Below are 24,460 nucleotides of genomic sequence, written 5' to 3' on the forward strand. Positions count from 1 at the left end.
TCTAGAAATTGCAATAAATAGATGGATGATATAGTTAAATTTAGTCGTATTAGTAGTAGGGGCTGTGGGTTTGTGTAAAAGCCTTAATAACCTATATAAAGGCAGATGTTTCCATGTTCATAACGATGTGAATAACGTCCACAAAAACGAAGGAAAACTTCAAGGTTATCCACAAGGAGATGAGAAACGGTTTTAGGCCCTTAATTATCCACAGATGATTAACATCTAATACACACCTTATTGTGGATTGATTTTCTTTTTAAGAATTTCAATGGTGTTGCTTAAAGATTCGTTTTTGCTCATGTTCACGGTGATTTTTTCTATTCCATGGATGATGGTGGTGTGGTCCCTTCCTCCTAAGTATTTTCCGATCATCTGCAAGGGGGTTCCAACCATTTCGCGGCAGAGATACATGACAATCTGACGCGGATAAACGATTTCCTTGTTCCGTTTCTGGGAAGAGATGTCAAGCGGAGTAATGCCGTAGTGATCTGCAACCACCTGTATGACAAGTTCCGGCGTGACTTCCCGCTTATCGTTGGGGGAGATAATGTCCTTTAATGCTTCTTCAGCCAGTTCTACGGTAATTTCCTTATTATCAAGGCGGGAGAGAGCCACGATTTTAGTCAGGGCGCCTTCCAGCTCCCGGATGTTGGATTTGATATTGGTTGCTATGTATTTAATGACTTCATTGTCAATATTATAGCCTTCCATTTCTTCTTTTTTCCGGAGGATGGCCATCCTGGTCTCATAATCTGGGGACTGTATGTCCACTGTTAAGCCCCATTCAAACCGGGAACGGAGCCGTTCTTCCAGTGTCTCGATTTCTTTCGGTGGTTTATCGGAGGAAATAATGATCTGCTTTTTGGCTTCGTATAAGGCGTTGAAGGTATGGAAGAATTCTTCCTGGGTACTTTCCTTGCCGATGATGAACTGAATATCATCGATTAACAGAACGTCATTATTCCGGTACTTCTCACGGAATTCAGTAGGAGAGAAGTTATTTTTGTTACGGATCGCATCGATCAGCTCATTGGTGAATTTCTCGCTGGTCACGTAAAGGACCTTTGCAGCCGGATTGTTTTTTAAGATAAAATGGCCGATGGAATGCATTAAGTGGGTTTTTCCAAGACCAACACCTCCATATATGAACAGAGGGTTATAAATTTCACCTGGAGATTCTGCAACAGCTAATGAAGCAGCATGAGCCAGGTTGTTGTTTGCACCTACCACAAAGGTATCGAAGGTGTATTTCGGATTTAAATTCGCGGTTATGATAGCCGACTGGCTGACCTGATTCATGGTATTTGTAATAAGAGTGTTGCCTGCAGGTGTGGTCGCTGCCTCCTTTTGGATCTGGTTTTCAACGACAAAATCGACGCTGCACTCAAATCCAGTCACTTCTTCTATGGTGATCTTTAGAAGAAATCCGTATTTTTTGCGGATGTATCCCAAGAATTCCACATCCGGTACCGTGACGATGACTTTTTCACCGCTTACAGAATAAACCTTCAGCGGAAGAAGCCATGTTTTAAAAGACACGTCCGTAATTTCGTGTTCTTCTTTTAAATTCAATAAGATTTCATCCCATTTTTCCTTTAACTTTTCTAACATTGTATGTCTCCTACATTTATAAAAATGCAAATATGCGCATTTACCCAATCTACAGTTCATTCTATACTATTTCGAAACAATTTTCAATGATAATAGTAAAATATTGTGGATAAGTGTGTGCAGAGGATGTGTATTGCATGTGAATCATATGTTGATAATCATCCAGAGAGAGAGTTTTCCACAAAAAGGGTAAATTTGGAAAGTTGTGTTATTCACATCCCGGGAGCGTGGAATTTATATGGGCTGAAAGGACAGGCCTGTGAATAAAATGGCAATTATCAAGATAATATCCATAGAGTTTTCCACAAGTTATCCCCATAATGTTGATAAGTTTATGTAAATTAACAAAATGGGCGTAAATTTCCTGACGCGGATTGACGGATAAAAGCTTTCTATAATATAATGCACATGTAACCAGATGCATTGTATCTTATTTTAAAAGAACAGTAGCACAGGAGGTAAAAAAATGAATATTGAAAACAAAACCCGTAGCCTGGTATTGGCAGCCGTATTTGTTGCCATTATCGTCATCATGGCGTTTACGCCCTTTGGGTATATTCCCCTGGGATTTATGAACGCCACCGTCATTCATGTTCCTGTCATAATTGGAGCCATTATTCTTGGACCAAAATATGGCGGATTTTTGGGAATGGTATTCGGACTGACTAGTTTGTGGAAAAATACCAACATGCCCAATCCCACGTCCTTTGTATTTTCTCCCTTTATTAAAGTGGGAGAGTACGGCGGAAATATAGGAAGCCTGATTATTTGTATGGTTCCAAGGATTCTTGTGGGAATCGTAGCCTATTATGTTTTTCGTGGGGTGTTAAAAGCTTTTGGTGAAAAAAGCGGAAAGATGACCATTGCTTTAGCGGCCGCAGGAGCCGCCGGATCATTAACCAATACTCTATTGGTAATGAATCTGATTTACTTATTTTTCGGAAAAGAGTACGGACAGGCGGCAAGGGGACTGACGGAAGGAATTTATTCCGTAATTATTGGAATTATATGCATCAACGGAATTCCTGAGGCCATTGTGGCGGGAATTCTTACGGTGGCGGTTACACAGGCCTTGTTTAAGGCAATGAAAGGGTAATCACTACGAATAACAGAGCCATTTCTCCATGGATAAATCATTTGGTGGAGAAATGGCTCTTCCTATTATGATGTGAATTATTAAAAAGTTTTTATAGTTCTGATATCCGCATGTGTCTTGAATTGTCTTAAATCCAATAGATTGCCTTTTATATCTGTAATGATCTTTAAGTCCTTTCCAGCTTCAAAAACTTTTTTTCCATCAACAAAAGCTTCTGCCCGGGACCCGGAGTTTCTGATTTTATATGTATGCTTCCCCCATACCTGTTCGTAAAGGCTTTCGTGTCCCCCTGTAGTTCCCCAGTAAATCCTTTCGTGTTCTATATGTATTCCGTACATGCGGGCTGTATATTCCATAACGGAAAGCATGGCAGGGCCATAGGAATCCTGGATTCCTTCTAAGGATTCCAGGGATGGTTTCCCGGTGAAAGGATCATACTGTTGAACAAAGATGCATGTTTCTCCAATTGCCTGGAACAGTTTTTCACCCAAATATGGGATCAGATGATCGTAGCCATAATTCTCAAGAGCGCGGATTGCCCGCTGATAGGTGAGAGCCTCGGATTGTCCGCTCCAGTCATTGGTGGTGATGTTACGGAATAGAGGATCATTTACCGCAATGGATGGAAGGGGCATATTAGTCCAGAATTCTTCCGGATTCAACAGGTGCTTTGTGACAAAATGGCCGGCCATGGTATGGGTCAGGCTGTTCCAGTACATGGCTCTTAAATTGTTATGGGTCATGATATTCATGACGTTATGATTCCGGTCCCGGTCAAAGCAGGCACCTTTTGTTTCATCCCAAAGATAATTTTTTATTCTGTTCTGAACGGATAATGCTTTTTTTATCCAGAATTCAGCCCTGCTTTCATTTCCCTGTATTCTGCAGATTTTTGAAAGAATTTCCCTTGAGGAATAAGAAAAACTCATAATGTCCATGGATGCCATGGGCACGATCTGACAATTTTTTGGGGGAACTTCTCCACTCCAGGAATCCGGTGCATCCCCATACCGGAGAGCGTGGTCTTCTCCGGTATCGTATTTGCACCAGCTTTCCAGACAGCCATCACCGTCTGAATCCCTTACATTCCATAAATAAGTATCAAATTTTTCCAGGGAAATATAAAGCAGGTTTAAATATTCCGGATCTTTCCCCATTAAATAATACATGTTAAGAGCAGAAGAGGGAAAGCAGAATCCCTGGAATTTATTGAACTGGGGAGTGATTTTTCCATCAATTAAAGCAATGCTTCCGGGAAATCGGCCATCCTTCCTTTGGGTTTCCATGAACAAAAGATGGTTATTCAGTCCGGCTTCCATGTTTCTTTTTGCGTACATTTCCCCGCCCATGGGTTGGGTTTCCAGCCATAATTTTTCGTAGCCACCGCCTTCGATCAGTACAAGTCTGGAATTGAAATTTTTTAAATTATTCCCTGTTTTTATTTCGGCTGAATCCATAAGCTTTTGCAAAAGTTCATAAGAAGTATGAAATGATACATTTGTTTGAATATTCACATTTTGCCTCCAAGGGTTAGCGGATTATCCTGCTGATCAAGTTTTATTATTTTACAATAAGCCTTTGAACAAGATCAAAAAGATCATCAGCACCCTGGTCTTCGGTAATACTTCCATAGGCCACATTTTGGCCAATGAGGTGTAATTCATTTATGAATTCCTGGTCATTTGGCAAATTTGGCCCCTGGGGAATGGAACGGTCGCTGATCGCATTATAAATAGAATAGACGGCTGCGTCAACTGGAGTGGATTTCCCGGTGATTGCTTCACGTACAATAGGAGAACATGGAATGCCGCGGTTTGTGCCAAGAATTTCACCGGCTTCGGGGCTGGTCACAAAGAAATTAATGAAGAGGGCCGCTGCTTCCTGATTCTGGCTGTTTTTGTTGATTCCAAGATATTGGCTCATTTGGATTGCGTATGCCTTTTCACCGCCTGCCGGAAGTGTGGTCGCTCCAAGCTGGTCGGTCATAGCCGCCTGATAACCGGCTAACTGGTTGCTCCATATCATTCCGATTGCAGCTTTGCCTGCGACTAGGGCAGAACTATCAGCGCCTGATTCTGCGTAGGTTGCCGTAGTGTCAGCATCGGGTATCAGTCCTTCGGCCCTTAAATCGGCCCATAACTTAATCCATTTTTTAGAAGTTTCCAGTGTCAAATAACCTTTGCCGCCCTGATCGGCGGTCCATAATGGAGTGCCTTCCTGTTGACAATAGTAGCTTAAGTAGTTGGCCTGATTAGTACTGTTATCAACAAAGGGGAATACGCCATCCGGCAGCTTGGTTTTTAACTCTCTGCCGTAGGCAATCAGTTCATCCCATGTCAGATTGTAATCGGGGACAGCGGCACCGGCGGATTCTATCAATGATTTGTTATAGGCAAGAACAAGAGTGTTGGTTCCAAGGCTGACGGCATAAAGATTTCCGTCCAGGGTAGCAGCTTCAAGGGCTACCTGGTCAAACTGTCCGGCAGTACCGATCAAAAGCTGCTTACCGAGAAAATCGTTAAGGGGTGTGAGATACTGTATGTAGTCCGGATAATTTCCTCCGAATTGAATCAGATCCGGAGCATTATTACCTTGCAGCTGGGTATCGATGATCTGGAAATGATCGGCAGTACCGCCGTTAGGTTCGCCTGTAACTTTGATATTTGGATAGGCTTTCATAAATCTGTCTATCACCTGATTGGTGAGGGCAGCGCGTTCGTCATTGCCCCACCAGCCGAAACGCAGTTCAGCCGCTTCGCCGGTATAGGGGGGAAGAACTTTTGTGTCAACTGGTTCATTTTCTGCTTTTTGTGATTCTGTAGGAGCCGCAGCCGGAGCATTTGTTGTTTCTGTAACGGCTTTGGAACTGCATCCCCATAAGGAAAGGACTGCACAGGCGGCTAACAGCAGTTGAATTGATTTTTTCATAGTATTCTCCTTTTCATGTTATTTGATTGAAAGGGTGTCATCCCTTAATCCCGGATGTAGCGATTCCCTGAACAAAATATTTTTGAAGTGAAAAGAATAAAATAAAGCTTGGCAGCATGGCGAGAGTGGACATGGCAAGTGCACCTCCCCAGTTTGATACGGCGCCCGCATCCCCTACAAAGGTTCTTAAGGCACGGGATACTGTGTAGCTTGCCGGAGACGTAAGATAGAGAAGATGATTAAAAAAATCATCCCATGTCCAGAGGAAAGTAAAGAGTGCGGTCGTAACCATTGCAGGTCCTGCAAGAGGTATCACAATCCTGAAAAATATTCCGATCTTTCCGCAGCCATCTATGATGGCGGCTTCATCCAGATCCTTTGGCAGTCCTCTTATAAATTGTACAAGCAGAAATACAAAAAACGCGTCAGTGGCTAAAAATTTGGGAACCAGGATCGGTAAGTAAGTGCCGACCCAGCCGAAGTTATTAAAAAGGATATAACGGGGCACCAGTGTAACATGTGCCGGAAGCATAAGGGTTATCATCATGATACCGAACCAAAAATTTTTTCCGAAGAACTTGAGCCTTCCGAAAGCATAAGCAGCCATAGTACATGATATAAGGTTTGCGGCCACTGCAGTTATGCACAGAAGCATGGAGTTTAAGAAAAATTTACCAAATGAAACGCCTGCATAGCCCTTCCAGCCGCTGATATAATTATCAATGGTGATTGCTTTGGGAATCAGACCGGCGTCGCTGAATATCATATTGTTGGGCTTAAAGGAACTGACAACCATCCAGATAACCGGATAAAGCATGGTAATTCCCAGTGTTACGATAAAAATATGTGTCATGATGATATGCAATTGTTTTTTCGCTTTCATAGATTATTCCCCGTTTCCGTAGGAGACCCATAGTTTTGATGATCCAAATATGACTGCCGTAAATACTCCGATAATAATTAAAAGTACCCATGCCATTGCAGAGGCATAACCCATTTCATGGTAAGTCCACCCCTGAAGATATAAATGCAGTGTATAGAAAAGAGTTGAGTTTAAGACTCCTCCTTTGCCGCCGCCAATGATGTATGCCTGGGTAAAGGTTTGGAATGCTGAAATCATTTGCATGACGAGGTTAAAAAGTATAACCGGCGTAAGTGATGGAATAGTTATTGAAAAAAACTGCTGGACTTTACTGGCACCGTCCACACTGGCGGCCTCATAGTAGTCCGTGGGAATCTGTTTTAAGCCGGCCAGGAAGATGATCATGGATGAACCGAACTGCCATACTGTGAGAAGTACCAGAGTGCCCAAAGCATACTTGGGATTGGTTATCCACCCTGGTAAATCCGTAAATCCAATTGACGAAAGGATGCCGTTTATCAAACCTTCTTTTTCAAATAACTTTCTCCATAAAACTGCAATTGCCACAGAACCGCCTAACAGTGTGGGAATGTAGTATATGGCGCGGTAAAAAGACACGAACCGCAGTTTCTGGTTCATCAGTACAGCTACCAGCAATGCAAATACCAGCTTTAAGGGCACCGATGTGAACACATAGGTGAATGTCACTGATAATGATTTTAAATAATAGGGGTCGACCCTCATTATTTTGCCTGATGCCGCTGTAAAATCAGTGATGCCTAATAATGAACCAAACATTCTTATGTAATTGCCGAAACCGATCCACTGGACAGAATCGGGCTTTGTGAAATCGTAATCCGTAAAACTCATGCGGAGCGACATGAGCATGGGATAAACCGTCAGTCCCAGAATTCCTATAAGCCAGGGAAGCAGAAAAATATATGGGATAAAATTGTCACGACAGAACTTTTTCATCTTTTTCAATCTGTCTAACCTCCTTTACGTTTTAAAATGATGTTTAAAATGTACAATAATGAAATCCGGATTTGCTCTTATATGTATATATTTTACTGTTTTTAATTGAAAATAACAACATATGTTGGGCAAAGCGCCAATACATCAAAAAATCCTCATTATTTTCACTAAATTGACTGGACTTATGGGGTTTTCCTGGATTTTCTATATTGAAGGGGAGACATCCCTACGTATTTTTTGAAAACCCGGTCAAAATAAGAAAGTCTTTCATACCCTAATTTTTTTGAAATATCCTCTATGGAAAGGGAATCATCTATTAGCAGATTTCTGGCACGGTCGATTTTCTGTATGTTGATGAATTCATTTACGGTAAAATTAGTCACTTCTTTGAAGATGCGGCTTAAATAACTTTTATCAAGGTAAAATATGCCTGCCAGGTCCTCCAGACCATAAATCTCAGAATAATGCTCCATAATATAGTATATAATTTCCTTCACTTTTACATAGCGCATCATTTTACCGCCTGTAGTATGGTATTCCTCCGGCCTGGTACCAGCTCCGTTTAAAATCATTATGATGATGGAAAAAAGCAGTTCTTTCACTTCTGCGGAGGCATAAGGTTTTTCTGCCTTCAAAACTTCTTCCATCTTACGGAGTTTCTTTTCAATGATCTCCTGATGTTTAGAATTCATCTGAAGAACGCCGTGTAAATTGCTGAAAAACCCCGTTAAGTCCAGCTCCATAACAGTTCCTGCAGAGATCAGCCATGTTTCTTCAATTTCTATTAATATCCGTTCATGATATTTTCCACCGATTACGTTCGTAAAAGGAATCTTTTTTTTATCAATAAAAGACAGGGTGCCTTTTGACATCCTGTAGCTTTTATTGTTTGAATAGAAAAAACGCTCTCCATCCAGGATATAATAAATCTGATATTCATTTTTATAAAATCCAATGGTTTCAGCCAGGTCACAGTCCCTGGCTACATGGCTGATTCCGATTCCATCGCATTTTCCTGTAAAAATCACTTTTTTCATATTAAGTTCCGCTGACCCAAAGGGTGTCATCTGTTTCTTCCAGTTTGTAAAAAACAGGATGCTCTTTTAAATGTTCATTAGGGGTATGAAGGGTAAGATAAAGTTCACCGGATAGGTTTTTAAATATCATGCCATGGCCTCCGTCTTTTTCAAAAAGCAGCCTGTCATCCTGAACCCATTTTCCTGTAATATCTCCATTGCCGGAATAAGCAAGAGCCTGCGTGTATCCTTCCTTACCAAAGCTGGACCAGAGAAGAATCAGGCGGCCGCTTTTGGCTCGGTACAGGAAAGGACCATCCGTTACATAATTTGTACCAGGCCTTTTATTTTTTACGGGGACGATCCAGCCTTTTGCTTCTGAAGCGTGAAAGAGAAGTATGGGTTCAGATACCGCCTGTTTTAGATCCAGGCTCAGTTCTACGGCACAGATGGAACCATCCGAAATCTGGACCCATTCATGAACGAAAACCATATAGGGTTTTCCTTCCGGACTTACATAAAACGTTCCGTCAATGCATTCCCAGTCTTGGGGTGTTATTTGCTTTTCGCTGTGAGGTATAAACGGTCCTAAGGGATGATCTGCCTTTAAAATTGCAGTACCTCCATGGGAATGACTGTCTTTAAAGGTTGCAAACATATAATAAGAACCGTTGTATTTATGGACTTCCGGAGCCCAGCAATTTAAATCGGCCCAAAAGTCTTCCTGCTTATGAAATACTTCGTAAGGACCATTCCAGTTTTCCAAGTCTTCGCTGATGTAACAGTCAAATCCGGTGGCAGATGTCCAACATGTTTCAGCCCGTGTTCCATACATATAGTATTTCTCCTCATTTACCAATATAAAGGGATCTCTGATGTTGATTCTTTCAAGATTCATTTGCAAACCATCCTTTCATAAGAGCGTTTTTCCCATATCTATCCATATGAACAGATAGAAATATTTTCCAGTTTTATTATACTGTATAAATGGTTTGATTGATAGATTATGAGCCGACTTTATGGGATTTTTCCTTTATATGGAAAGGAATGTCTTTTATGCTTCTGATCCGGTATCTGGAATGCCTTGCAGAAAAGCCGGGAGAGTATTGGTTTTGAAAGAAAAAATATATTTTTCCCTTGACTAACCACCTTTTGTTCTATATAATTGAAACGATGTTTAATTAAAATAGTCTCAATATGTTTCATCATATTGCCTATGATAAGCTATTGTAACAAGAGGAGGTGTCCGTAGATTATGAAGATGACGTTTCAGCCAAAGAAGAGACAGAGATCCAAAGTTCATGGTTTCAGAGCCAGAATGAGCACTCCAGGCGGAAGAAAAGTTTTAGCCGCTAGAAGAGCAAAAGGAAGAGCAAAATTATCAGCTTAATGGACCAGGCCGCAAGTAATTGTGGCCTTTTCTTTTCTCAAATTCCTGGGAAACAGGAAAATACCTTTTTGGTATACCTTTATGTCCAAAAAGAGTGGACAGGAGATAGGTAAAAGTTTCATGAAACATTTTAATTCAATTAAGAAAAGCCGGGATTTTCAAGAAGTTTATCAGAATGGAAAATCCCTTGCCAACAGACTTCTTGTCATGTATGTTAAGAAAACGGACAGGCCGGAAACCAGAATCGGCATATCTGTCAGCAGGAAGGTAGGAAACAGCGTTGTAAGGCATCACATAACCAGATTAATCAGAGAGAGCTTCAGGCTTCATGAGGAAATGGTAGAGGCAGGATTAGACATCGTAGTCGTTGTAAGACCAGCGGCAAAGGAAGAAAATTACAAAACAATCGAAAGTGCATATCTGCACTTGTGCGGACTTCATAACATTTTAAAAAAAGAATCGAAGTGATCTTATGGTAAAAAAAGTCATGATTTTGTTGATCAGAGGATACCAGAAATATCTTTCTCCTCTGAAAATAAGAACTCACTGCATTTACACGCCTACGTGTTCTCAATACGCCATTGAGGCACTTACAAGGTATGGCGTGTTAAAAGGTACATTTTTGGCTTGCAAAAGGATACTTCGGTGTAATCCCTTTGCAAAAGGCGGTTATGATCCAGTTCCGTAACAGATGAGGAGGTAGTTCTATTGGAATTCTTAGTATTGACTAAGGTAGGAGGCATTTTGGGGCCGTTTGCGACCGTTCTGGGTGTTATCATGGATTGGCTGTTTAAGCTGACCAGCACGTTTGGAATCCAGAATATTGGTTTGTGTATTATTTTATTTACTCTTGTAACAAAGCTTCTTATGTTTCCGCTGACCTTAAAACAGCAGAAATCTTCAAAGCTTATGAGTGTTATGCAGCCGGAAATTTCAGCGGTTCAGGCAAAGTATAAAGGAAAGACCGACCAGGAATCCATGAGAAAGCAGAACGTGGAGGTTCAGGCGGTTTATGAAAAATATGGAACTTCCATGACAGGAGGCTGTGTGCAGCTTGTCATCCAGATGCCAATTCTTTTCGCCTTGTATCAGGTTATTTATCATATTCCTGCCTATGTACAGAGCGTTAAAACGGTATTTGAAAATGTGGTGACAGCCATCAATTCCCTTGGGGTAGATCATGTGGGGATGCTGACACAGTTTGCCACAGATAATAAAGTCAATGTATCAAGAATCGGAAGCCTTACCAGCAGCAATGGAATGGTAGACTTCTTATATCAGTTAAATCCCAGCCAGTGGAATTATTTACAGGAATTATTTCCATCCATTAAGGATACCATTGCAACCAATGCAGCCCAGATTTCCCATATGAATTCCTTCCTGGGAATCAACTTAGCATCTACGCCATCCAGCGTACTGTTTCCGCCAGGAGGGGGCTTCCATTTCAGTCTTGCTATCCTCATTCCAATTTTGGCCGGTCTCAGCCAGTGGTTCAGTGCCAGGTTGATGACAGTAAACCAGCCTCAAACTGGTAATAATGAAAACAATGCCATGGCTCAGTCCATGAAGAGCATGAATACGGTTATGCCGCTTATGTCTGTATTTTTCTGTTTCACCTTTGCATCCGGTATCGGTATTTACTGGATTGCCTCAAGCGTGTTCCAGATCATCCAGCAGGTTGCGGTAAACCGCTATTTAAACCAGATTGATATGGATGACATGATTAAGAGGAATGTTGAAAAGGCTAATAAAAAGCGTGCCAAGAAGGGGCTTCCTCCTCAGCGCGTTTCCCAGAATGCCACAGCTAGTTTGAAAAATCTTCAGGCTGTCAATGAAAAAGAGGAAGCTGAGAGTAATGCCAAGGCAGAGAAGACAAGGGATCAGGTTAAGGCTTCCAGTGATTATTATAACAGCGGAGCCTCAAATCCGGGCAGCATTGCATCTAAGGCTAGGATGGTTGAGAAGTTCAACGAAAAGCACAATAAATAGGAGGGTGACCTATGGATATGATTACAGTTTCAGCTAAAACCGTTGATGAAGCGATTACAAAGGCATTAATCGAATTAGGGACAACCAGTGATAAGCTGGAGTACGAGATTGTTGATAAGGGCAGTAATGGTATTCTGGGATTTATCGGTTCAAAGCCGGCTGTCATCCGTGCAAAAAAGAAAGAAACCATGGAAGACAAGGCTATGGCCTTTCTTTCCGATGTGTTCGGCGCTATGGATTTAGGGGTGCATATGGAATCTTCTTATCTTGAAAAAGAAAAAGAGCTTTCCATCAACATGTCGGGGGATGACATGGGAATTTTAATAGGCAAAAGAGGACAGACCCTGGATTCCCTGCAATACCTGGTGAGCCTTGTTATAAATAAGGAAAATGAAGATTACATCAGGGTAAAGCTTGATACGGAAAATTACAGGGAGCGGAGAAAGGAAACTCTGGAGACTCTTGCAAAAAACATTGCTTACAAGGTGAAGAGGACAAGACGTTCCGTTTCTCTGGAACCAATGAATCCTTATGAAAGAAGGATTATCCATTCCTCACTTCAGAATGACAAGTTTGTTGTTACAAGAAGTGAAGGAGAGGATCCATTCAGGCATGTTGTTATTTCTTTAAAGAAGGATTATTCAAAAAAAGAGCGGAATCAGGAAAAAGATAAATAAACAAATAACTATGAGGGGTTGGGGCTGTCGGAAGGCACCCTCACCCCTTTTCTTAAAGAGAAGTTTATTCAGGTGATTGAATATGAAAATGAATACAATAGCGGCCATCGCCACAGCCATGTCCAGTTCCGGTATTGGGATCGTGAGAATCAGCGGCGAGGAGTCATTTCAGATTATAGATAAGATTTTTAAGGGAAAGGGAAAAGGAGAGAAAAAGCTTTCCAAAGAGCCTTCCCATACCATTCATTACGGCTATATTTGTGATGGGGATGAGGTCATTGATGAGGTTCTGGTTCTGATTATGAGGGGACCAAGAAGCTATACGGCAGAGGATACGGTTGAGATTGACTGCCATGGAGGTGTTCTTGTAACGAAAAGGATTCTGGAGACTGTATTAAAGTACGGTGCCAGACCTGCGGAACCTGGAGAATTTACGAAAAGGGCATTTTTGAACGGCAGGATGGATCTATCCCAGGCTGAGGCTGTTATTGATGTGATTCATGCAAAAAATAATTATGCCTTAAAGTCTTCCGTCAGCCAGTTAGAGGGAGCAGTTTCCAGGAAAATAAAGGATATGAGGGATAAAATCATTTATCATATCGCTTTTATTGAGTCAGCTCTTGATGATCCGGAACACATTTCTCTGGATGGGTACCAGGAGCTTCTTTTGCAGGCGCTTATGCCTTTAAAAGAGGAACTGAATCTTCTTATTAAGTCTGCAGATAATGGAAGAGTTCTTTCGGAAGGTATTGAAACTGTTATCTTAGGTAAACCAAATGCAGGAAAGTCTTCTCTTTTAAATGTTTTGGTGGGAGAGGAGCGGGCAATTGTTACGGATATTGCAGGAACCACCAGGGATACCTTAAAGGAGCAGATCAGGCTGGAGGACTTAAGCCTTAATATCATTGATACGGCAGGAATCCGGAATACGGAGGATGTGGTTGAAAAGATCGGTGTTGAGAAGGCTAGAAACGCGGCCCAGGATGCTGATCTGATTATTTATGTGGTGGATGGGTCATGTCCTCTTGATGAAAATGATGAGGAGATATTGGAATTCATTGAAAACAGGGAGGCAGTTGTCCTCTTAAATAAGACGGATCTTATTCCTGTTGTTACAGAGGATATGATTAAAAAGAGAACCGGGCATCGGGTGATTCCCATTTCCGCAAAGGAAGGTCTGGGGATCGGGAATCTGGAAAATGAGATAAAGGCTATGTTTTATCAGGGTGAAATTGATTTTAATGATCAGGTTTATATCACAAATGTAAGGCATAAAAATGCCCTATTAGAAGCACTTAAGAGTCTTTCTATGGTGGAAGGAAGCGTGAATAAGGGAATGCCGGAGGATTTTTATTCCATTGATTTAATGGATGCTTATGAGCAGTTAGGAACCATCCTGGGAGAATCTGTAGGGGATGATCTGGTGCATGAGATATTCCGTAAGTTCTGTATGGGTAAGTAAGGAATTAGGATGGAGAATGATACGAAAGGAGAAAGAAATGCAGAATTTAGAAGAATCTTATGATGTTGTCATAGTCGGAGCAGGCCATGCCGGCTGTGAGGCGGCCCTGGCCTCAGCAAGGCTGGGCCTTGAGACAATTATGTTTACAGTCAGTGTGGACAGCATTGCGCTGATGCCCTGTAACCCCAATATAGGCGGAAGCTCCAAAGGCCATTTGGTAAGGGAGCTGGATGCTTTAGGCGGTGAAATGGGCAAAATTATAGATAAAACTTTTATCCAGTCCAAAATGCTAAATCAGTCAAAAGGACCGGCAGTCCATTCCTTAAGGGCTCAGGCGGACAAACAGGAATATTCCAGAGCCATGAGAATGACCCTGGAAAATACGGACCATTTGACCATAAGGCAGGCGGAGGTTACAGAAATTATTGTAGAGGATGGAACCCTTACAGGTGTTAAGACCTTTTCCGGAGCAGTTTACCACTGCAAGGCTGCCATATTGGCTACGGGAACCTATTTGAAAGCAAGGTGCATCTATGGCGATGTAAGCGAATATACAGGCCCTAACGGCCTTAAGGCGGCCAATCATCTGACCGATTCCCTAAAGGAGCATGGAATCGAAATGCTGCGTTTTAAGACGGGAACTCCAGCCAGAGTGGATAAGAGAAGCATTGATTTTTCCAGGATGGAAGAGCAGCTGGGGGATGAGATAGTAGTGCCTTTTTCCTTTTCCACAGATAGGGAAGCGCTGCAAAAAGAGCAGGTTTCCTGCTGGCTTACTTACACCAATGAAAAGACCCATGAGATCATTCGGGAAAACTTAGACCGTTCTCCCTTATACTCAGGAGCCATCGAAGGCACCGGGCCAAGATACTGCCCATCCATTGAGGACAAGGTAGTTAAATTCCCGGATAAGGACCGTCATCAGGTCTTTGTTGAGCCGGAGGGACTTTATACCAATGAAATGTATTTAGGAGGTATGTCAAGCTCTCTGCCTGAGGATGTGCAGCATGCCATGTACCGGACGGTTCCGGGGTTGGAGAAGGTGAAAATTGTCAGAAATGCTTATGCTATTGAATATGACTGCATCAATTCCATACAGCTTAAATCAACTCTGGAAACATTACCGATCAGCGGATTGTTTTGCGGCGGTCAGTTTAATGGAAGCTCCGGATATGAGGAGGCGGCAGTCCAGGGCTTTATGGCGGGTGTAAATGCGGCCATGAAAATACTGGGGAGAGACCAAATCGTACTGGACCGTTCCCAGGCTTATATCGGCGTTTTAATTGATGATCTTGTTACAAAAGAAAATCATGAACCGTACCGCATGATGACCTCAAGGGCGGAATACAGGCTGTTGCTTCGTCAGGATAACGCGGATATCCGTTTAATGGGAATCGGTCACGACATCGGGTTGATCAGTGATGAACAGCATGAAAAGCTTCTTTTAAAGGAACGGCTGATTGAGGAAGAAATCAAGCGCCTGGAAGCTACCAATATAGGGGCATCCAGAGAAGTACAGGAGTTTCTTGAAGAAAACGGGAGTACACCTTTAAAAACTGGTACAACCCTGGCAGAGTTGGTGAGAAGACCAGAGCTGGACTATGTTATGTTAACTAAATTAGATAAGAACAGGCCCGCTCTCTCAGAGGATGTGATGGAACAGGTCAATATTAATATTAAGTACGATGGATATATCCGCAGGCAGAGACAGCAGGTAATTCAGTATAAAAAGCTGGAAAATAAAAAGCTTGATGTAGAATTTGATTATACCGCGGTAAAGGGGCTTAGAAAAGAGGCCATCCAGAAACTGAATCTGTATAAGCCCATGTCCATTGGACAGGCATCCAGAATATCCGGTGTGTCACCGGCAGATATATCCGTTCTGCTCGTTTTTCTGGAGCAGCTTCGTTATCAGAAGAGCCTGGAAAAGAAAGAATGAGGAGTATTATATGACAGGAGTATTTGAAGAAAGTCTCCGGAAAGAATTGAATTTATTGTCCATAGAGTTAAAAGAAAATCAAATAAATCAATTTTATAATTATTTTGAATTATTGGTTGAATGGAATAAATTTATGAATTTGACTACGATTATTGAAATGGATGAAGTGATTACAAAGCATTTTGTTGACAGTCTGTCTTTGATAAAAGCGATGGGAGATATTGGTACAAAGGATTATAAGATCATTGATGTGGGAACCGGAGCAGGGTTTCCCGGAATTCCTTTAAAGATCGCATTTCCTGATTTAAGAATTACATTAATGGATTCCTTGAATAAAAGGATAAACTTTTTAAATGAAGTAATTAATTCTTTGGGACTTGAAAAAATAGGGGCCATCCACGGGAGGGCAGAAGACTTAGGAAGAGATCCTCTCCACCGGGAACAATATGATTTCTGTGTCTCCAGAGCAGTTGCTAACCTTAGCACGTTATCCGAATACTGTATGCCCTTTGTTAAGGTCGGAGGTCATTTTATTCCATATAAATCAGGAAAGATTGAAGAAGAGCTGGGAGCAGCAAAGCACGCCATATTTTTATTAGGAGGAAGCGTGGAAGAAGTGAAAACCTTTTTATTACCGGGAACAGATGCGGAACGTTCCTTAGTGAAGATTGTTAAGAATAATGGTATTTCTAAAAAGTATCCAAGAAAAGCGGGCTTGCCATCAAAGGAGCCTTTAAAATAAAATGTTTCACGTGAAACATCCTTGAACTGTTCGTTCAGCAATGATGCAGTGGATGTTTCACGTGAAACATTTTTTATATCTATTAATTATGCAAAGAACATTTGAATGACGCGATACAGTTCTGAAGGATTTTCCAATTGAGGTAGGTATTTGGAATTTCCAATCAGGGAGCTTTCAACGGCCGGATTATATGTCTGATATTCCCGGATCAATTCATTAATGTTTTCCATTTCACACCCCCCTATAATATAAATGCTGTTATCGATTTTCTTTAAAGCATTTACAATGTTGCACTTAGTATAATTGCATCTGACACTGGCATATAAGGATTTTGGTGATTCACCCAAATGAGCTGATTCATAGTAAGCATCAACCAGTGAGGTCTTTACAGAATAAGGATTATAGAAGTTATTAGCAAAATCTTCCATAATTGACCTTTTACTGGTAGCGATGTGATAGAGCAGTGTTCCTAAAATGGGCAAGTCCAAAATAAATTTATAAACTTTACCATGCTTGTTTGGTATCTGGCTGCATGATAGTAAGGTATCCGGATTAATCAGCATGATCTGATCAAATAATTCTGGTGCCTGATTACATGCCATGACAGCAAGAGGCGTTGAAGCGCCGGATGCAATGACATTCGTACGATGTCCTATTTCTGATTTGATAAAGTCAGAGATCATCTGTACATAAAGATAATTAGTATAAGTCAGATCCGGTTTTTCAGAGCGTCCGCATCCCAGGAGGTCTATAGCATATACGGTATACTGTTCTTTTAAATAGTTAATCATTTGGTTCCATTCATATCCGCTGGAACAAGCCGTTAAATCATGAATGAGTAAAAGTGGCTTGCCGGTTCCAGTCTTTGTATAATGAATATTACCAAAACGCCATTTATAGCAAAGGGGCTTTGAATCAGATAGTATGTTTTTGGAGGTTGCAGAGTATTTAATACATTTATTAATGACAGCAGTGGCAGTTGCTGTGCTGGCTGATAAAATAAGCAAGGTCAATAATTTGTTCTTTGTTTTCATATTTTACCTCCTGAAATGAGTTGATCTTTTCTTATTATAATATAATCAATATGGACTTACAACGCCTAACATATTAATTTATTCTTAAAACTTGGAAAAACCTTACAAATATTCATTTATAGTTAAAAAATTGGGCAAAAAAGATGCTAAAATCTTTTGGATATAGCTTTATACCAACTAAGTGTAGGAATAAGATTGGAAAAATGTTTCACGTGAAACATTTATTATATTTTATAGATTTTTTTTACAGGAAACCATAGGAAAAAAAAATAAAGTATGCTATACTCTAGTTTGAACTGCAATTTCCGGATGTTATAACAAGAAAAGGTTGAAAGAAATACATCTTTCAGCCTTGAATATATGAATCAACTGGATAAGTGAGCACACCCGCTTGATTCATTAGGAGGCAAAATTAAAAATGGGAAGAATCATTGCGATAGCAAACCAGAAGGGCGGAGTCGGTAAAACGACTACTGCAATCAATTTATCTGCTTGTCTGGCAGAATCAAGACAGCGGGTATTGGCTGTGGATTTTGATCCACAGGGAAATGAGACCAGCGGATTAGGGATCGAAAAAAGTTCCATTGAGCGAACGGTATACGATCTGCTGGTAGGAGAGTGTGAAATTGAAGAATGTCTGATTACCAATGTTCAGGAAAACTTGGATTTGCTTCCTTCTAATGTGGATTTAGCAGGAGCAGAGATTGAATTATTGGAAATTGAGAACAAGGAAACACTCCTCAAAACATATCTTGAAAAAGTCAAGAAACACTATGATTTTATTATCATAGATTGTCCTCCGTCATTGAATCTATTGACAATTAATGCCTTAACAGCTGCAAACACCGTATTGGTACCAATTCAATGTGAATATTATGCGTTAGAGGGATTGAGCCAGGTATTGAAAACGGTAAATCTGGTAAAAAAGAAGCTAAATCCTGCCCTTGAGATGGAAGGCGTAGTATTTACCATGTATGATGCCAGGACAAATCTTTCCCTGGAGGTTGTTGAGAGCGTTAAAAATAATTTAAACCAGAATATCTATAAAACCATTATACCCAGAAATGTCAGACTGGCAGAGGCTCCCAGCCATGGAATGCCGATTAATTTATATGATTCCAGATCAGCAGGAGCGGAAAGCTACCGGTTACTGGCGGCAGAAGTAATAAGCAGAGGAGAAGAAATATAATTATGGCAAAGAGAACGGGTTTAGGAAAAGGCCTTGGAGCAATTTTCGGAGATGAAGTAATGGAATCAGCGGCAGAGGAACAGGAAATGAAAAACCATCCAAAGCCGGAGCAGATAAACGTAAGAAAAGGAACAGGGGAAGAGGAACCGGAAACAGGAAAAGGGCTGTTCCTTAAAATATCCTCCATTGAACCGAACCATAATCAGCCAAGAATGGATTTCCGTGAGGAATCTCTCATGGAATTGGCGGAATCCATGAAAGAATATGGTGTTTTACAGCCTCTTTTGGTACAGAAAAAGGGGGATTTCTACGAAATCATCGCCGGTGAACGCAGATGGAGAGCGGCAAAGCTGGCAGGCTTGAAAGAAGTGCCTGTGGTAATCCGGGAATATACGAAGCAGCAATCAATGGAAATTGCATTGATCGAGAATGTACAAAGAGAAGATTTAAATCCCATTGAAGAAGCCAAGGCTTATCAAAGTCTGATGCAGGAATTTGGTTTAAAGCAGGAAGAAATTGCAGCGCGTGTGGCCAAAAACAGGGTAACCATCACCAACAGCATGCGTTTATTAAAGTTGGAAAAAAGAGTACAGGATATGCTCATTCAAAACCAGATCACAGGAGGACATGCCAGGGCGCTTCTGGCTGTTGACGATCCGGAAATGCAATTCCAGATTGCAGGAAGGATTATTGCTGAAAATCTAAGCGTCCGTGAAGTGGAAAAACTTGTTAAATCCATGTCAAAGAAAAAAGAACCAAAAGAAAAAAAGGAAGAGGATGAGAGTATTTTCCTGATTTTCAGAGAACTGGAAGATAGAATGAAAACTGCCATGGGAACAAAGGTAAGTATTAACCAGAAAGATAGAAACAAAGGAAGAGTGGAAATTGAGTACTATTCTGAGGCAGAATTGGAAAGAATAGTAGAGTTGATAGAATCCATAAGATAACATCATGGAAGCGAGGACAAAAGAATGGACAACAGTATATTGAATCAGTTAGCGGTTGATCCTGCTTTTTTAATCATTGGATTAGCTGTAATTACCATGATATTACTGATCGTTGTAATCATATGCCTGGTTCAAATGAGAAAGCTATATCGCAGATACGACTATTTTATGAGGGGAAAAGATGCGGAGACCCTGGAAGAGATTATTATGGAGCAAATGGAGGATATTGCGGAACTAAAAGCGGAAGACCGCGCCAATAAAGACTCTCTTCGTAATACCAACAAAAATTACAGAAGTGCTTTCCAGAAATTCGGACTTATAAAATACAATGCGTTTAAAGGGATGGGCGGAAACTTAAGCTTTGCAATGGCAATCCTTGATTATACAAATTCCGGTTTTGTTTTAAATTCCGTTCATAGCCGGGAAGGATGTTATGTTTACATCAAGGAAGTGGAAAGAGGAGAAACAGATGTCTTGCTTGGAAGTGAGGAAAAGGATGCATTGGAGCAGGCATTGGGATATCATTCATAAAAAACCAGGTGCGGTAAAAGCTGCACCTGGTTTTTTATAATGGTAAAACAAAAAACTTTTTTATCAAAACCTATGATAGTATAATTTGTTTTAGTTTACAATAATTTATGAAGGTTTATTATCGGATGGGTATACGATCTGCCTCATCTCCATATGGCGTTCCTCTGTAAGTGCTGCTCCGATGGCAGTACCGTATTCTGCCTGGTCCGGTATGATAAAATGGACATGAAACATGGTTTCAAGGGATTGAAAGATGCCTTTGCACTGGGGGAATTTTGCCAGGTTTCCGGTCATGACAAAATTGGTGATATTGCTGTTCAGTGAAGATAAAATAGCGGATTTTCCAATAACCTGAAGTACCATATTAATGATTCCTACAGCAATATCCTCGTCAGATGCAAGGTTTCGTACCTTACCGAAGTTAGAGGCTGTAGCAGTAAGAGGAAGGCCGGGAAGGGGAGTTCTGGAGATATCTTGTATCTGGAGATCAATGTTGCTAATGTTTCCCTTGCTTGCAAGTTCCATGATCAGAGAGATATCCTGGGTTTTTAAAAGTAGGCTTGAAAGGCCGAGGATGGTTCCTCCTCCGATGCCGATTCCTCCGGTGTGGGTAATTTTATCTCCAATTACCTGGACAAGAGAGGTTCCTGTTCCCATACTCACGACGATTAAGTCGTTCAATCCTGTAAAGTATTGTCCTCCCAGACCATTGCAAGTGAATTCGTCTACCTTATAAGTAGGAATTCCGTATAAAGGCTGTTCTACGTAAGCGCTGCCAACCCCTGTGATCATAATCTTTTCAATTTCATTCAACTGGATGTTGTTTTCATAGATGAATTTTCCAAGAGCTCCAAACAGTGATGCTATTGGGTTATCAGCTTTAACAAAAGTAGGAATTTTTAATTTATTATCTTGAAATCCTACAATTTTAGTGGTACTTCCTCCAAGATCAATTCCAATTGTAATTTTCATAATCTTAAAATCCCCTTATTCTTGTATATTAAAACAATATAATCTTACCTGTAAAAGAACGGTGTTTTAGGTAACATAATTATATTTAAGCACAGACAAACCTGCAATGCTAAGGCTTACTATATCATACATGATGCGCATTGCCAAGTTTTTAAATCCGTCCAAAGACCGAATATCATACTTTTCCTTAAGAATAAACCAGGAAGTAGATGCTCAGAATATGTTTTATATGAAAAAGAGCTGTATGATTAAGTTAAACCTTGTATTAAAATAAATAATATGAGATTTGAATAAAAAATAGCTTGAACCTTGTATTTTTTTGTAAGATATAACATTGACAAAAAAATAACAATAACATATAATGAAATTACGATAGATCGTTAAAAAAATATCGATATAAAAATACCTATTGAACATATTTAAAAATTGGAGGAAAATCATGATGGCAAAGAAAGAAGAACAGGTAAGAATTCCTGAGATCATTGATAGTGTTGATGCCCTGATTGCAAAGATGGAAGCCATGAAAGAGGCTCAGAGAGTATTTGCTTCCTTCACCCAGGAACAGGTGGATAAGATCTTTTTTGAAGCAGCAAGTGCTGCCAACAAGTTAAGAATTCCTCTGGCAAAAATGGCTGTAGAAGAAACCGGCATGGGTGTTGTGGAAGATAAGGTCATTAAGAACAACTATGCTGCAGAATATATTTATAACACATATAAAGACACCAAAACCTGCGGTGTGATCGAAGAAGATAAGGCATTTGGCATTAAGAAAATTGCAGAGCCTATTGGTCTGATTGCGGCGGTTATTCCTACCACAAACCCGACTTCAACTGCTATTTTCAAAACACTGATCAGCTTAAAGACCAGAAATGCCATCATGATTTCCCCTCATCCCCGTGCAAAGAATTCTACCATTGCGGCTGCAAAGGTGGTTCTCGATGCCGCTGTTAAGGCCGGCGCACCGGAAGGTATCATCGGTTGGATCGACGTTCCTTCTCTGGAGCTGACCAACGAGGTCATGAGGAGTGCGGATATTATTCTGGCGACCGGCGGTCCTGGAATGGTGAAAGCCGCTTATTCTTCCGGAAAACCGGCGCTCGGCGTTGGTGCAGGCAATACCCCTGTGATCATTGACGATACAGCGGATATTAAGATGGCAGTCAGCTCCATCATCCATTCCAAGACCTTTGACAATGGTATGATCTGTGCTTCCGAGCAGTCTGTAACAGTACTTGAGCCTATTTATGAAGCGGTTAAAAAAGAGTTTGCAGCCAGAGGATGCTATTTTCTGAAGGAAGATGAACTGAATAAGGTACGTAAGACCATTATTATCAACGGCGCGTTAAATGCTAAGATTGTAGGCCAGAAAGCCCACACCATTGCAAAGCTTGCAGGCGTGGAAGTTCCTGAATCCGCAAAGATCCTGATCGGTGAAGTTGAGAGCGTTAATATTGAAGAAGAATTTGCACATGAAAAGCTGTCACCGGTTCTGGCTATGTATAAGGCTAAGACCTTTGATGAGGCCATTGAGAAGGCAGAACAGCTGGTTGCCGACGGCGGTTACGGACATACCTCTTCTCTCTATATAAATGTAAATGAAAAAGAGAAAATGGAAAAGCATGCAGCGGCTATGAAGACCTGTCGTATCCTGGTGAATACCCCATCTTCTCATGGCGGAATCGGCGATATTTACAACTTCAAGCTTCAGCCATCCCTGACTCTGGGCTGTGGTTCATGGGGCGGAAACTCTGTTTCCGAAAACGTTGGGGTAAAGCATTTGCTGAATATTAAGACCGTTGCTGAGAGGAGAGAGAACATGCTGTGGTTCAGAAATCCGGATAAGGTTTACTTTAAAAAAGGTTGTATGCCTGTCGCACTTAGCGAATTAAAGGATGTATATAACAAAAAGAGAGCATTCGTAGTAACAGACTCTTTCCTTTACATGAACGGCTATACCAAACCGATTACAGATAAATTAGATGAAATGGGCATTGTTTATACCGTATTTTCTGATGTCCAGCCAGACCCCACCCTTGCAAATGCCCAGGCAGGTGCGGCTGCCATGAAGGCATTCCAGCCTGATACCATTATCGCCTTAGGCGGTGGTTCAGCCATGGACGCTGCCAAGATCATGTGGGTAATGTATGAGCATCCGGAGGTGGATTTCCAGGATATGGCCATGCGCTTTATGGATATCCGTAAGAGAGTATACACATTCCCTAAAATGGGTGAAAAGGCTTACTTTGTGGCCATCCCAACTTCTTCCGGTACCGGTTCTGAGGTAACCTCTTTCGCGGTTATTACTGACCAGGAAACAGGGGTGAAATATCCACTTGCGGACTATGAATTAATGCCGAATATGGCTATCGTTGATGCAGACAACATGATGAGCCAGCCAAAGGGCCTTACAAGCGCTTCCGGTATTGACGTTATGACTCATGCATTGGAGGCTTATGCTTCTGTAATGGCTTCTGATTATACAGATGGTCTTGCACTTAAGTCAATGAAAAATGTATTTAACTACCTGCCTACTGCATACAATGACGGAACCAACGTAGAGGCAAGATGTAAGATGGCAGATGCTTCCTGCATGGCTGGTATGGCATTTAATAACGCATTTTTAGGTGTATGCCATTCCATGGCTCATAAATTAGGCGCTTATCATCACCTTCCTCATGGTGTTGCAAATGCTCTCCTGATCACCTTGGTCATGGATTTCAATGCTTGTGAAGTACCTACTAAAATGGGAACCTTCCCACAGTATGAGTATCCTCATACTCTTGCAAGATATGCAGAGTGTGCACGTTTCTGTGGTATCGAAGGTAAGGATGATGCCGAACTGCTTAAGAAATTCATTGCTAAGATTGAGGAATTAAAGAAGACAGTAGGAATCAAGGCAACCATTAAGGAATATGGCATTGACGAGAAAAACTTCCTGGCTACTCTGGATGAGATGGTTGAAAATGCATTTGATGACCAGTGTACAGGTGCAAACCCGAGATATCCTCTTATGAGTGAGATCAAAGAAATGTATTTAAAGGCTTACTATGGTAAATAAGTTTAAATAGGTGGCAAAAGGCCGTACCCGAATTTCGGG

Annotated in this window: 22 protein-coding genes; 13 read left to right on the forward strand and 9 right to left on the reverse strand. The window is 41.1% G+C overall.

Annotated features, from left to right (window positions below; all coding sequences use genetic code 11):
- Window positions 1-237: 237 nt before the first annotated feature.
- On the reverse strand, window positions 238-1,614 hold the full coding sequence (dnaA, locus tag AC27IJ_RS21655) for a chromosomal replication initiator protein DnaA (protein ID WP_312440773.1): 1,377 nt from the start codon (window positions 1,612-1,614) through the stop codon (window positions 238-240).
- Window positions 1,615-2,080: 466 nt separating this feature from the next.
- Here dnaA and AC27IJ_RS21660 point away from each other — a divergent pair, with 466 nt between their 5' ends.
- Entirely contained in the window at window positions 2,081-2,710 is a 630-nt protein-coding gene (locus tag AC27IJ_RS21660; protein WP_487150768.1) for an ECF transporter S component, read from the forward strand.
- An 80-nt stretch (window positions 2,711-2,790) separates the two neighbouring features.
- Here the strand turns inward: AC27IJ_RS21660 and AC27IJ_RS21665 are convergent, their stop codons facing one another.
- From AC27IJ_RS21665 to AC27IJ_RS21690, 6 genes are all read right to left on the reverse strand, one after another.
- On the reverse strand, window positions 2,791-4,224 hold the full coding sequence (locus AC27IJ_RS21665) for an MGH1-like glycoside hydrolase domain-containing protein (protein ID WP_487150770.1): 1,434 nt from the start codon (window positions 4,222-4,224) through the stop codon (window positions 2,791-2,793).
- A gap of 46 nt (window positions 4,225-4,270) precedes the next feature.
- The gene (locus tag AC27IJ_RS21670; RefSeq protein ID WP_312440776.1) at window positions 4,271-5,638 is read right to left on the reverse strand and encodes an ABC transporter substrate-binding protein; all 1,368 of its coding nucleotides are present in this window, start codon (window positions 5,636-5,638) and stop codon (window positions 4,271-4,273) included.
- Window positions 5,639-5,675: 37 nt separating this feature from the next.
- On the reverse strand, window positions 5,676-6,521 hold the full coding sequence (locus AC27IJ_RS21675; protein WP_312440777.1) for a carbohydrate ABC transporter permease: 846 nt from the start codon (window positions 6,519-6,521) through the stop codon (window positions 5,676-5,678).
- A gap of 3 nt (window positions 6,522-6,524) precedes the next feature.
- A complete protein-coding gene (locus tag AC27IJ_RS21680) occupies window positions 6,525-7,475 on the reverse strand; it encodes a carbohydrate ABC transporter permease (RefSeq protein ID WP_487151287.1) in 951 nt (316 codons plus the stop codon).
- Between the two features lie 182 nt (window positions 7,476-7,657).
- The gene (locus tag AC27IJ_RS21685; RefSeq protein ID WP_487150772.1) at window positions 7,658-8,512 is read right to left on the reverse strand and encodes a helix-turn-helix domain-containing protein; all 855 of its coding nucleotides are present in this window, start codon (window positions 8,510-8,512) and stop codon (window positions 7,658-7,660) included.
- Between the two features lies 1 nt (window position 8,513).
- Complete coding sequence (locus AC27IJ_RS21690; protein ID WP_312502522.1) at window positions 8,514-9,389, reverse strand: glycoside hydrolase family 43 protein; 876 nt, start codon at window positions 9,387-9,389, stop codon at window positions 8,514-8,516.
- 357 nt (window positions 9,390-9,746) lie between these two features.
- On the opposite strand from AC27IJ_RS21690, the gene rpmH reads away from it, so the two are divergent.
- The 8 genes from rpmH to rsmG all read left to right on the forward strand — a co-directional run bounded on the left by rpmH (window position 9,747) and on the right by rsmG (window position 16,690).
- Window positions 9,747-9,881, forward strand: a complete 135-nt coding sequence (gene rpmH / locus AC27IJ_RS21695) for a 50S ribosomal protein L34 (protein WP_013274848.1) — start codon at window positions 9,747-9,749, stop codon at window positions 9,879-9,881.
- 120 nt (window positions 9,882-10,001) lie between these two features.
- Entirely contained in the window at window positions 10,002-10,349 is a 348-nt protein-coding gene (gene rnpA / locus AC27IJ_RS21700; protein WP_312440780.1) for a ribonuclease P protein component, read from the forward strand.
- Window positions 10,350-10,353: 4 nt separating this feature from the next.
- Window positions 10,354-10,569 (forward strand): membrane protein insertion efficiency factor YidD, encoded by a 216-nt coding sequence (yidD, locus tag AC27IJ_RS21705; protein ID WP_312440781.1) that lies wholly within the window; start codon window positions 10,354-10,356, stop codon window positions 10,567-10,569.
- Window positions 10,570-10,589: 20 nt separating this feature from the next.
- Window positions 10,590-11,870: a YidC/Oxa1 family membrane protein insertase gene (locus AC27IJ_RS21710; RefSeq protein WP_312440782.1), complete on the forward strand. Its 1,281-nt coding sequence runs from the start codon at window positions 10,590-10,592 to the stop codon at window positions 11,868-11,870.
- Between the two features lie 11 nt (window positions 11,871-11,881).
- Window positions 11,882-12,547 (forward strand): RNA-binding cell elongation regulator Jag/EloR, encoded by a 666-nt coding sequence (gene jag / locus AC27IJ_RS21715; protein ID WP_312440783.1) that lies wholly within the window; start codon window positions 11,882-11,884, stop codon window positions 12,545-12,547.
- Between the two features lie 82 nt (window positions 12,548-12,629).
- A complete protein-coding gene (gene mnmE, locus AC27IJ_RS21720) occupies window positions 12,630-14,009 on the forward strand; it encodes a tRNA uridine-5-carboxymethylaminomethyl(34) synthesis GTPase MnmE (protein ID WP_312502520.1) in 1,380 nt (459 codons plus the stop codon).
- 37 nt (window positions 14,010-14,046) lie between these two features.
- Window positions 14,047-15,948 (forward strand): tRNA uridine-5-carboxymethylaminomethyl(34) synthesis enzyme MnmG, encoded by a 1,902-nt coding sequence (gene mnmG / locus AC27IJ_RS21725; protein ID WP_313256795.1) that lies wholly within the window; start codon window positions 14,047-14,049, stop codon window positions 15,946-15,948.
- Between the two features lie 10 nt (window positions 15,949-15,958).
- Entirely contained in the window at window positions 15,959-16,690 is a 732-nt protein-coding gene (gene rsmG, locus AC27IJ_RS21730) for a 16S rRNA (guanine(527)-N(7))-methyltransferase RsmG (protein WP_312440786.1), read from the forward strand.
- Window positions 16,691-16,776: 86 nt separating this feature from the next.
- Here rsmG and AC27IJ_RS21735 read toward each other — a convergent pair whose 3' ends face one another.
- Window positions 16,777-17,724: an alpha/beta fold hydrolase gene (locus AC27IJ_RS21735; protein WP_487150776.1), complete on the reverse strand. Its 948-nt coding sequence runs from the start codon at window positions 17,722-17,724 to the stop codon at window positions 16,777-16,779.
- Window positions 17,725-18,142: 418 nt separating this feature from the next.
- Here AC27IJ_RS21735 and AC27IJ_RS21740 point away from each other — a divergent pair, with 418 nt between their 5' ends.
- Genes AC27IJ_RS21740 through AC27IJ_RS21750 form a run of 3 tightly spaced genes read left to right on the forward strand, consistent with a single transcriptional unit; the run spans window position 18,143 to window position 20,391 of the window.
- Complete coding sequence (locus tag AC27IJ_RS21740; RefSeq protein ID WP_312440788.1) at window positions 18,143-18,913, forward strand: ParA family protein; 771 nt, start codon at window positions 18,143-18,145, stop codon at window positions 18,911-18,913.
- A gap of 2 nt (window positions 18,914-18,915) precedes the next feature.
- The gene (locus AC27IJ_RS21745; RefSeq protein ID WP_487150778.1) at window positions 18,916-19,860 is read left to right on the forward strand and encodes a ParB/RepB/Spo0J family partition protein; all 945 of its coding nucleotides are present in this window, start codon (window positions 18,916-18,918) and stop codon (window positions 19,858-19,860) included.
- 24 nt (window positions 19,861-19,884) lie between these two features.
- Window positions 19,885-20,391, forward strand: coding sequence for a DUF4446 family protein (locus tag AC27IJ_RS21750; RefSeq protein WP_312440790.1), 507 nt, complete (start codon window positions 19,885-19,887; stop codon window positions 20,389-20,391).
- Between the two features lie 105 nt (window positions 20,392-20,496).
- On the opposite strand, the gene coaW is transcribed toward AC27IJ_RS21750, so the two are convergent.
- Window positions 20,497-21,363, reverse strand: a complete 867-nt coding sequence (coaW, locus tag AC27IJ_RS21755; RefSeq protein WP_312440791.1) for a type II pantothenate kinase — start codon at window positions 21,361-21,363, stop codon at window positions 20,497-20,499.
- 442 nt (window positions 21,364-21,805) lie between these two features.
- Between coaW and adhE the strand changes: the two genes are divergently transcribed.
- Complete coding sequence (adhE, locus tag AC27IJ_RS21760; protein ID WP_312502533.1) at window positions 21,806-24,421, forward strand: bifunctional acetaldehyde-CoA/alcohol dehydrogenase; 2,616 nt, start codon at window positions 21,806-21,808, stop codon at window positions 24,419-24,421.
- Window positions 24,422-24,460: the final 39 nt, after the last annotated feature.

The sequence above is a fragment of the Lacrimispora sp. YZC11 genome, assembly GCF_057543815.1.

What these genes read in the sequence shown, in the direction of transcription:
- AC27IJ_RS21675 (WP_312440777.1), bottom strand. Translation starts at nt 6,521, where the DNA reads ATGAAAGCGAAAAAACAATTGCATATCATCATGACACATATTTTTATC.
- coaW (WP_312440791.1), bottom strand. Translation starts at nt 21,363, where the DNA reads ATGAAAATTACAATTGGAATTGATCTTGGAGGAAGTACCACTAAAATT.
- AC27IJ_RS21735 (WP_487150776.1), bottom strand. Translation starts at nt 17,724, where the DNA reads ATGAAAACAAAGAACAAATTATTGACCTTGCTTATTTTATCAGCCAGC.
- yidD (WP_312440781.1), top strand. Translation starts at nt 10,354, where the DNA reads ATGGTAAAAAAAGTCATGATTTTGTTGATCAGAGGATACCAGAAATAT.
- adhE (WP_312502533.1), top strand. Translation starts at nt 21,806, where the DNA reads ATGGCAAAGAAAGAAGAACAGGTAAGAATTCCTGAGATCATTGATAGT.
- AC27IJ_RS21740 (WP_312440788.1), top strand. Translation starts at nt 18,143, where the DNA reads ATGGGAAGAATCATTGCGATAGCAAACCAGAAGGGCGGAGTCGGTAAA.
- mnmG (WP_313256795.1), top strand. Translation starts at nt 14,047, where the DNA reads ATGCAGAATTTAGAAGAATCTTATGATGTTGTCATAGTCGGAGCAGGC.
- rnpA (WP_312440780.1), top strand. Translation starts at nt 10,002, where the DNA reads ATGAAACATTTTAATTCAATTAAGAAAAGCCGGGATTTTCAAGAAGTT.
- AC27IJ_RS21685 (WP_487150772.1), bottom strand. Translation starts at nt 8,512, where the DNA reads ATGAAAAAAGTGATTTTTACAGGAAAATGCGATGGAATCGGAATCAGC.
- mnmE (WP_312502520.1), top strand. Translation starts at nt 12,630, where the DNA reads ATGAAAATGAATACAATAGCGGCCATCGCCACAGCCATGTCCAGTTCC.
- AC27IJ_RS21690 (WP_312502522.1), bottom strand. Translation starts at nt 9,389, where the DNA reads ATGAATCTTGAAAGAATCAACATCAGAGATCCCTTTATATTGGTAAAT.
- rpmH (WP_013274848.1), top strand. Translation starts at nt 9,747, where the DNA reads ATGAAGATGACGTTTCAGCCAAAGAAGAGACAGAGATCCAAAGTTCAT.
- dnaA (WP_312440773.1), bottom strand. Translation starts at nt 1,614, where the DNA reads ATGTTAGAAAAGTTAAAGGAAAAATGGGATGAAATCTTATTGAATTTA.
- AC27IJ_RS21745 (WP_487150778.1), top strand. Translation starts at nt 18,916, where the DNA reads ATGGCAAAGAGAACGGGTTTAGGAAAAGGCCTTGGAGCAATTTTCGGA.
- jag (WP_312440783.1), top strand. Translation starts at nt 11,882, where the DNA reads ATGGATATGATTACAGTTTCAGCTAAAACCGTTGATGAAGCGATTACA.
- AC27IJ_RS21660 (WP_487150768.1), top strand. Translation starts at nt 2,081, where the DNA reads ATGAATATTGAAAACAAAACCCGTAGCCTGGTATTGGCAGCCGTATTT.
- rsmG (WP_312440786.1), top strand. Translation starts at nt 15,959, where the DNA reads ATGACAGGAGTATTTGAAGAAAGTCTCCGGAAAGAATTGAATTTATTG.
- AC27IJ_RS21670 (WP_312440776.1), bottom strand. Translation starts at nt 5,638, where the DNA reads ATGAAAAAATCAATTCAACTGCTGTTAGCCGCCTGTGCAGTCCTTTCC.
- AC27IJ_RS21680 (WP_487151287.1), bottom strand. Translation starts at nt 7,475, where the DNA reads ATGAAAAAGTTCTGTCGTGACAATTTTATCCCATATATTTTTCTGCTT.
- AC27IJ_RS21750 (WP_312440790.1), top strand. Translation starts at nt 19,885, where the DNA reads ATGGACAACAGTATATTGAATCAGTTAGCGGTTGATCCTGCTTTTTTA.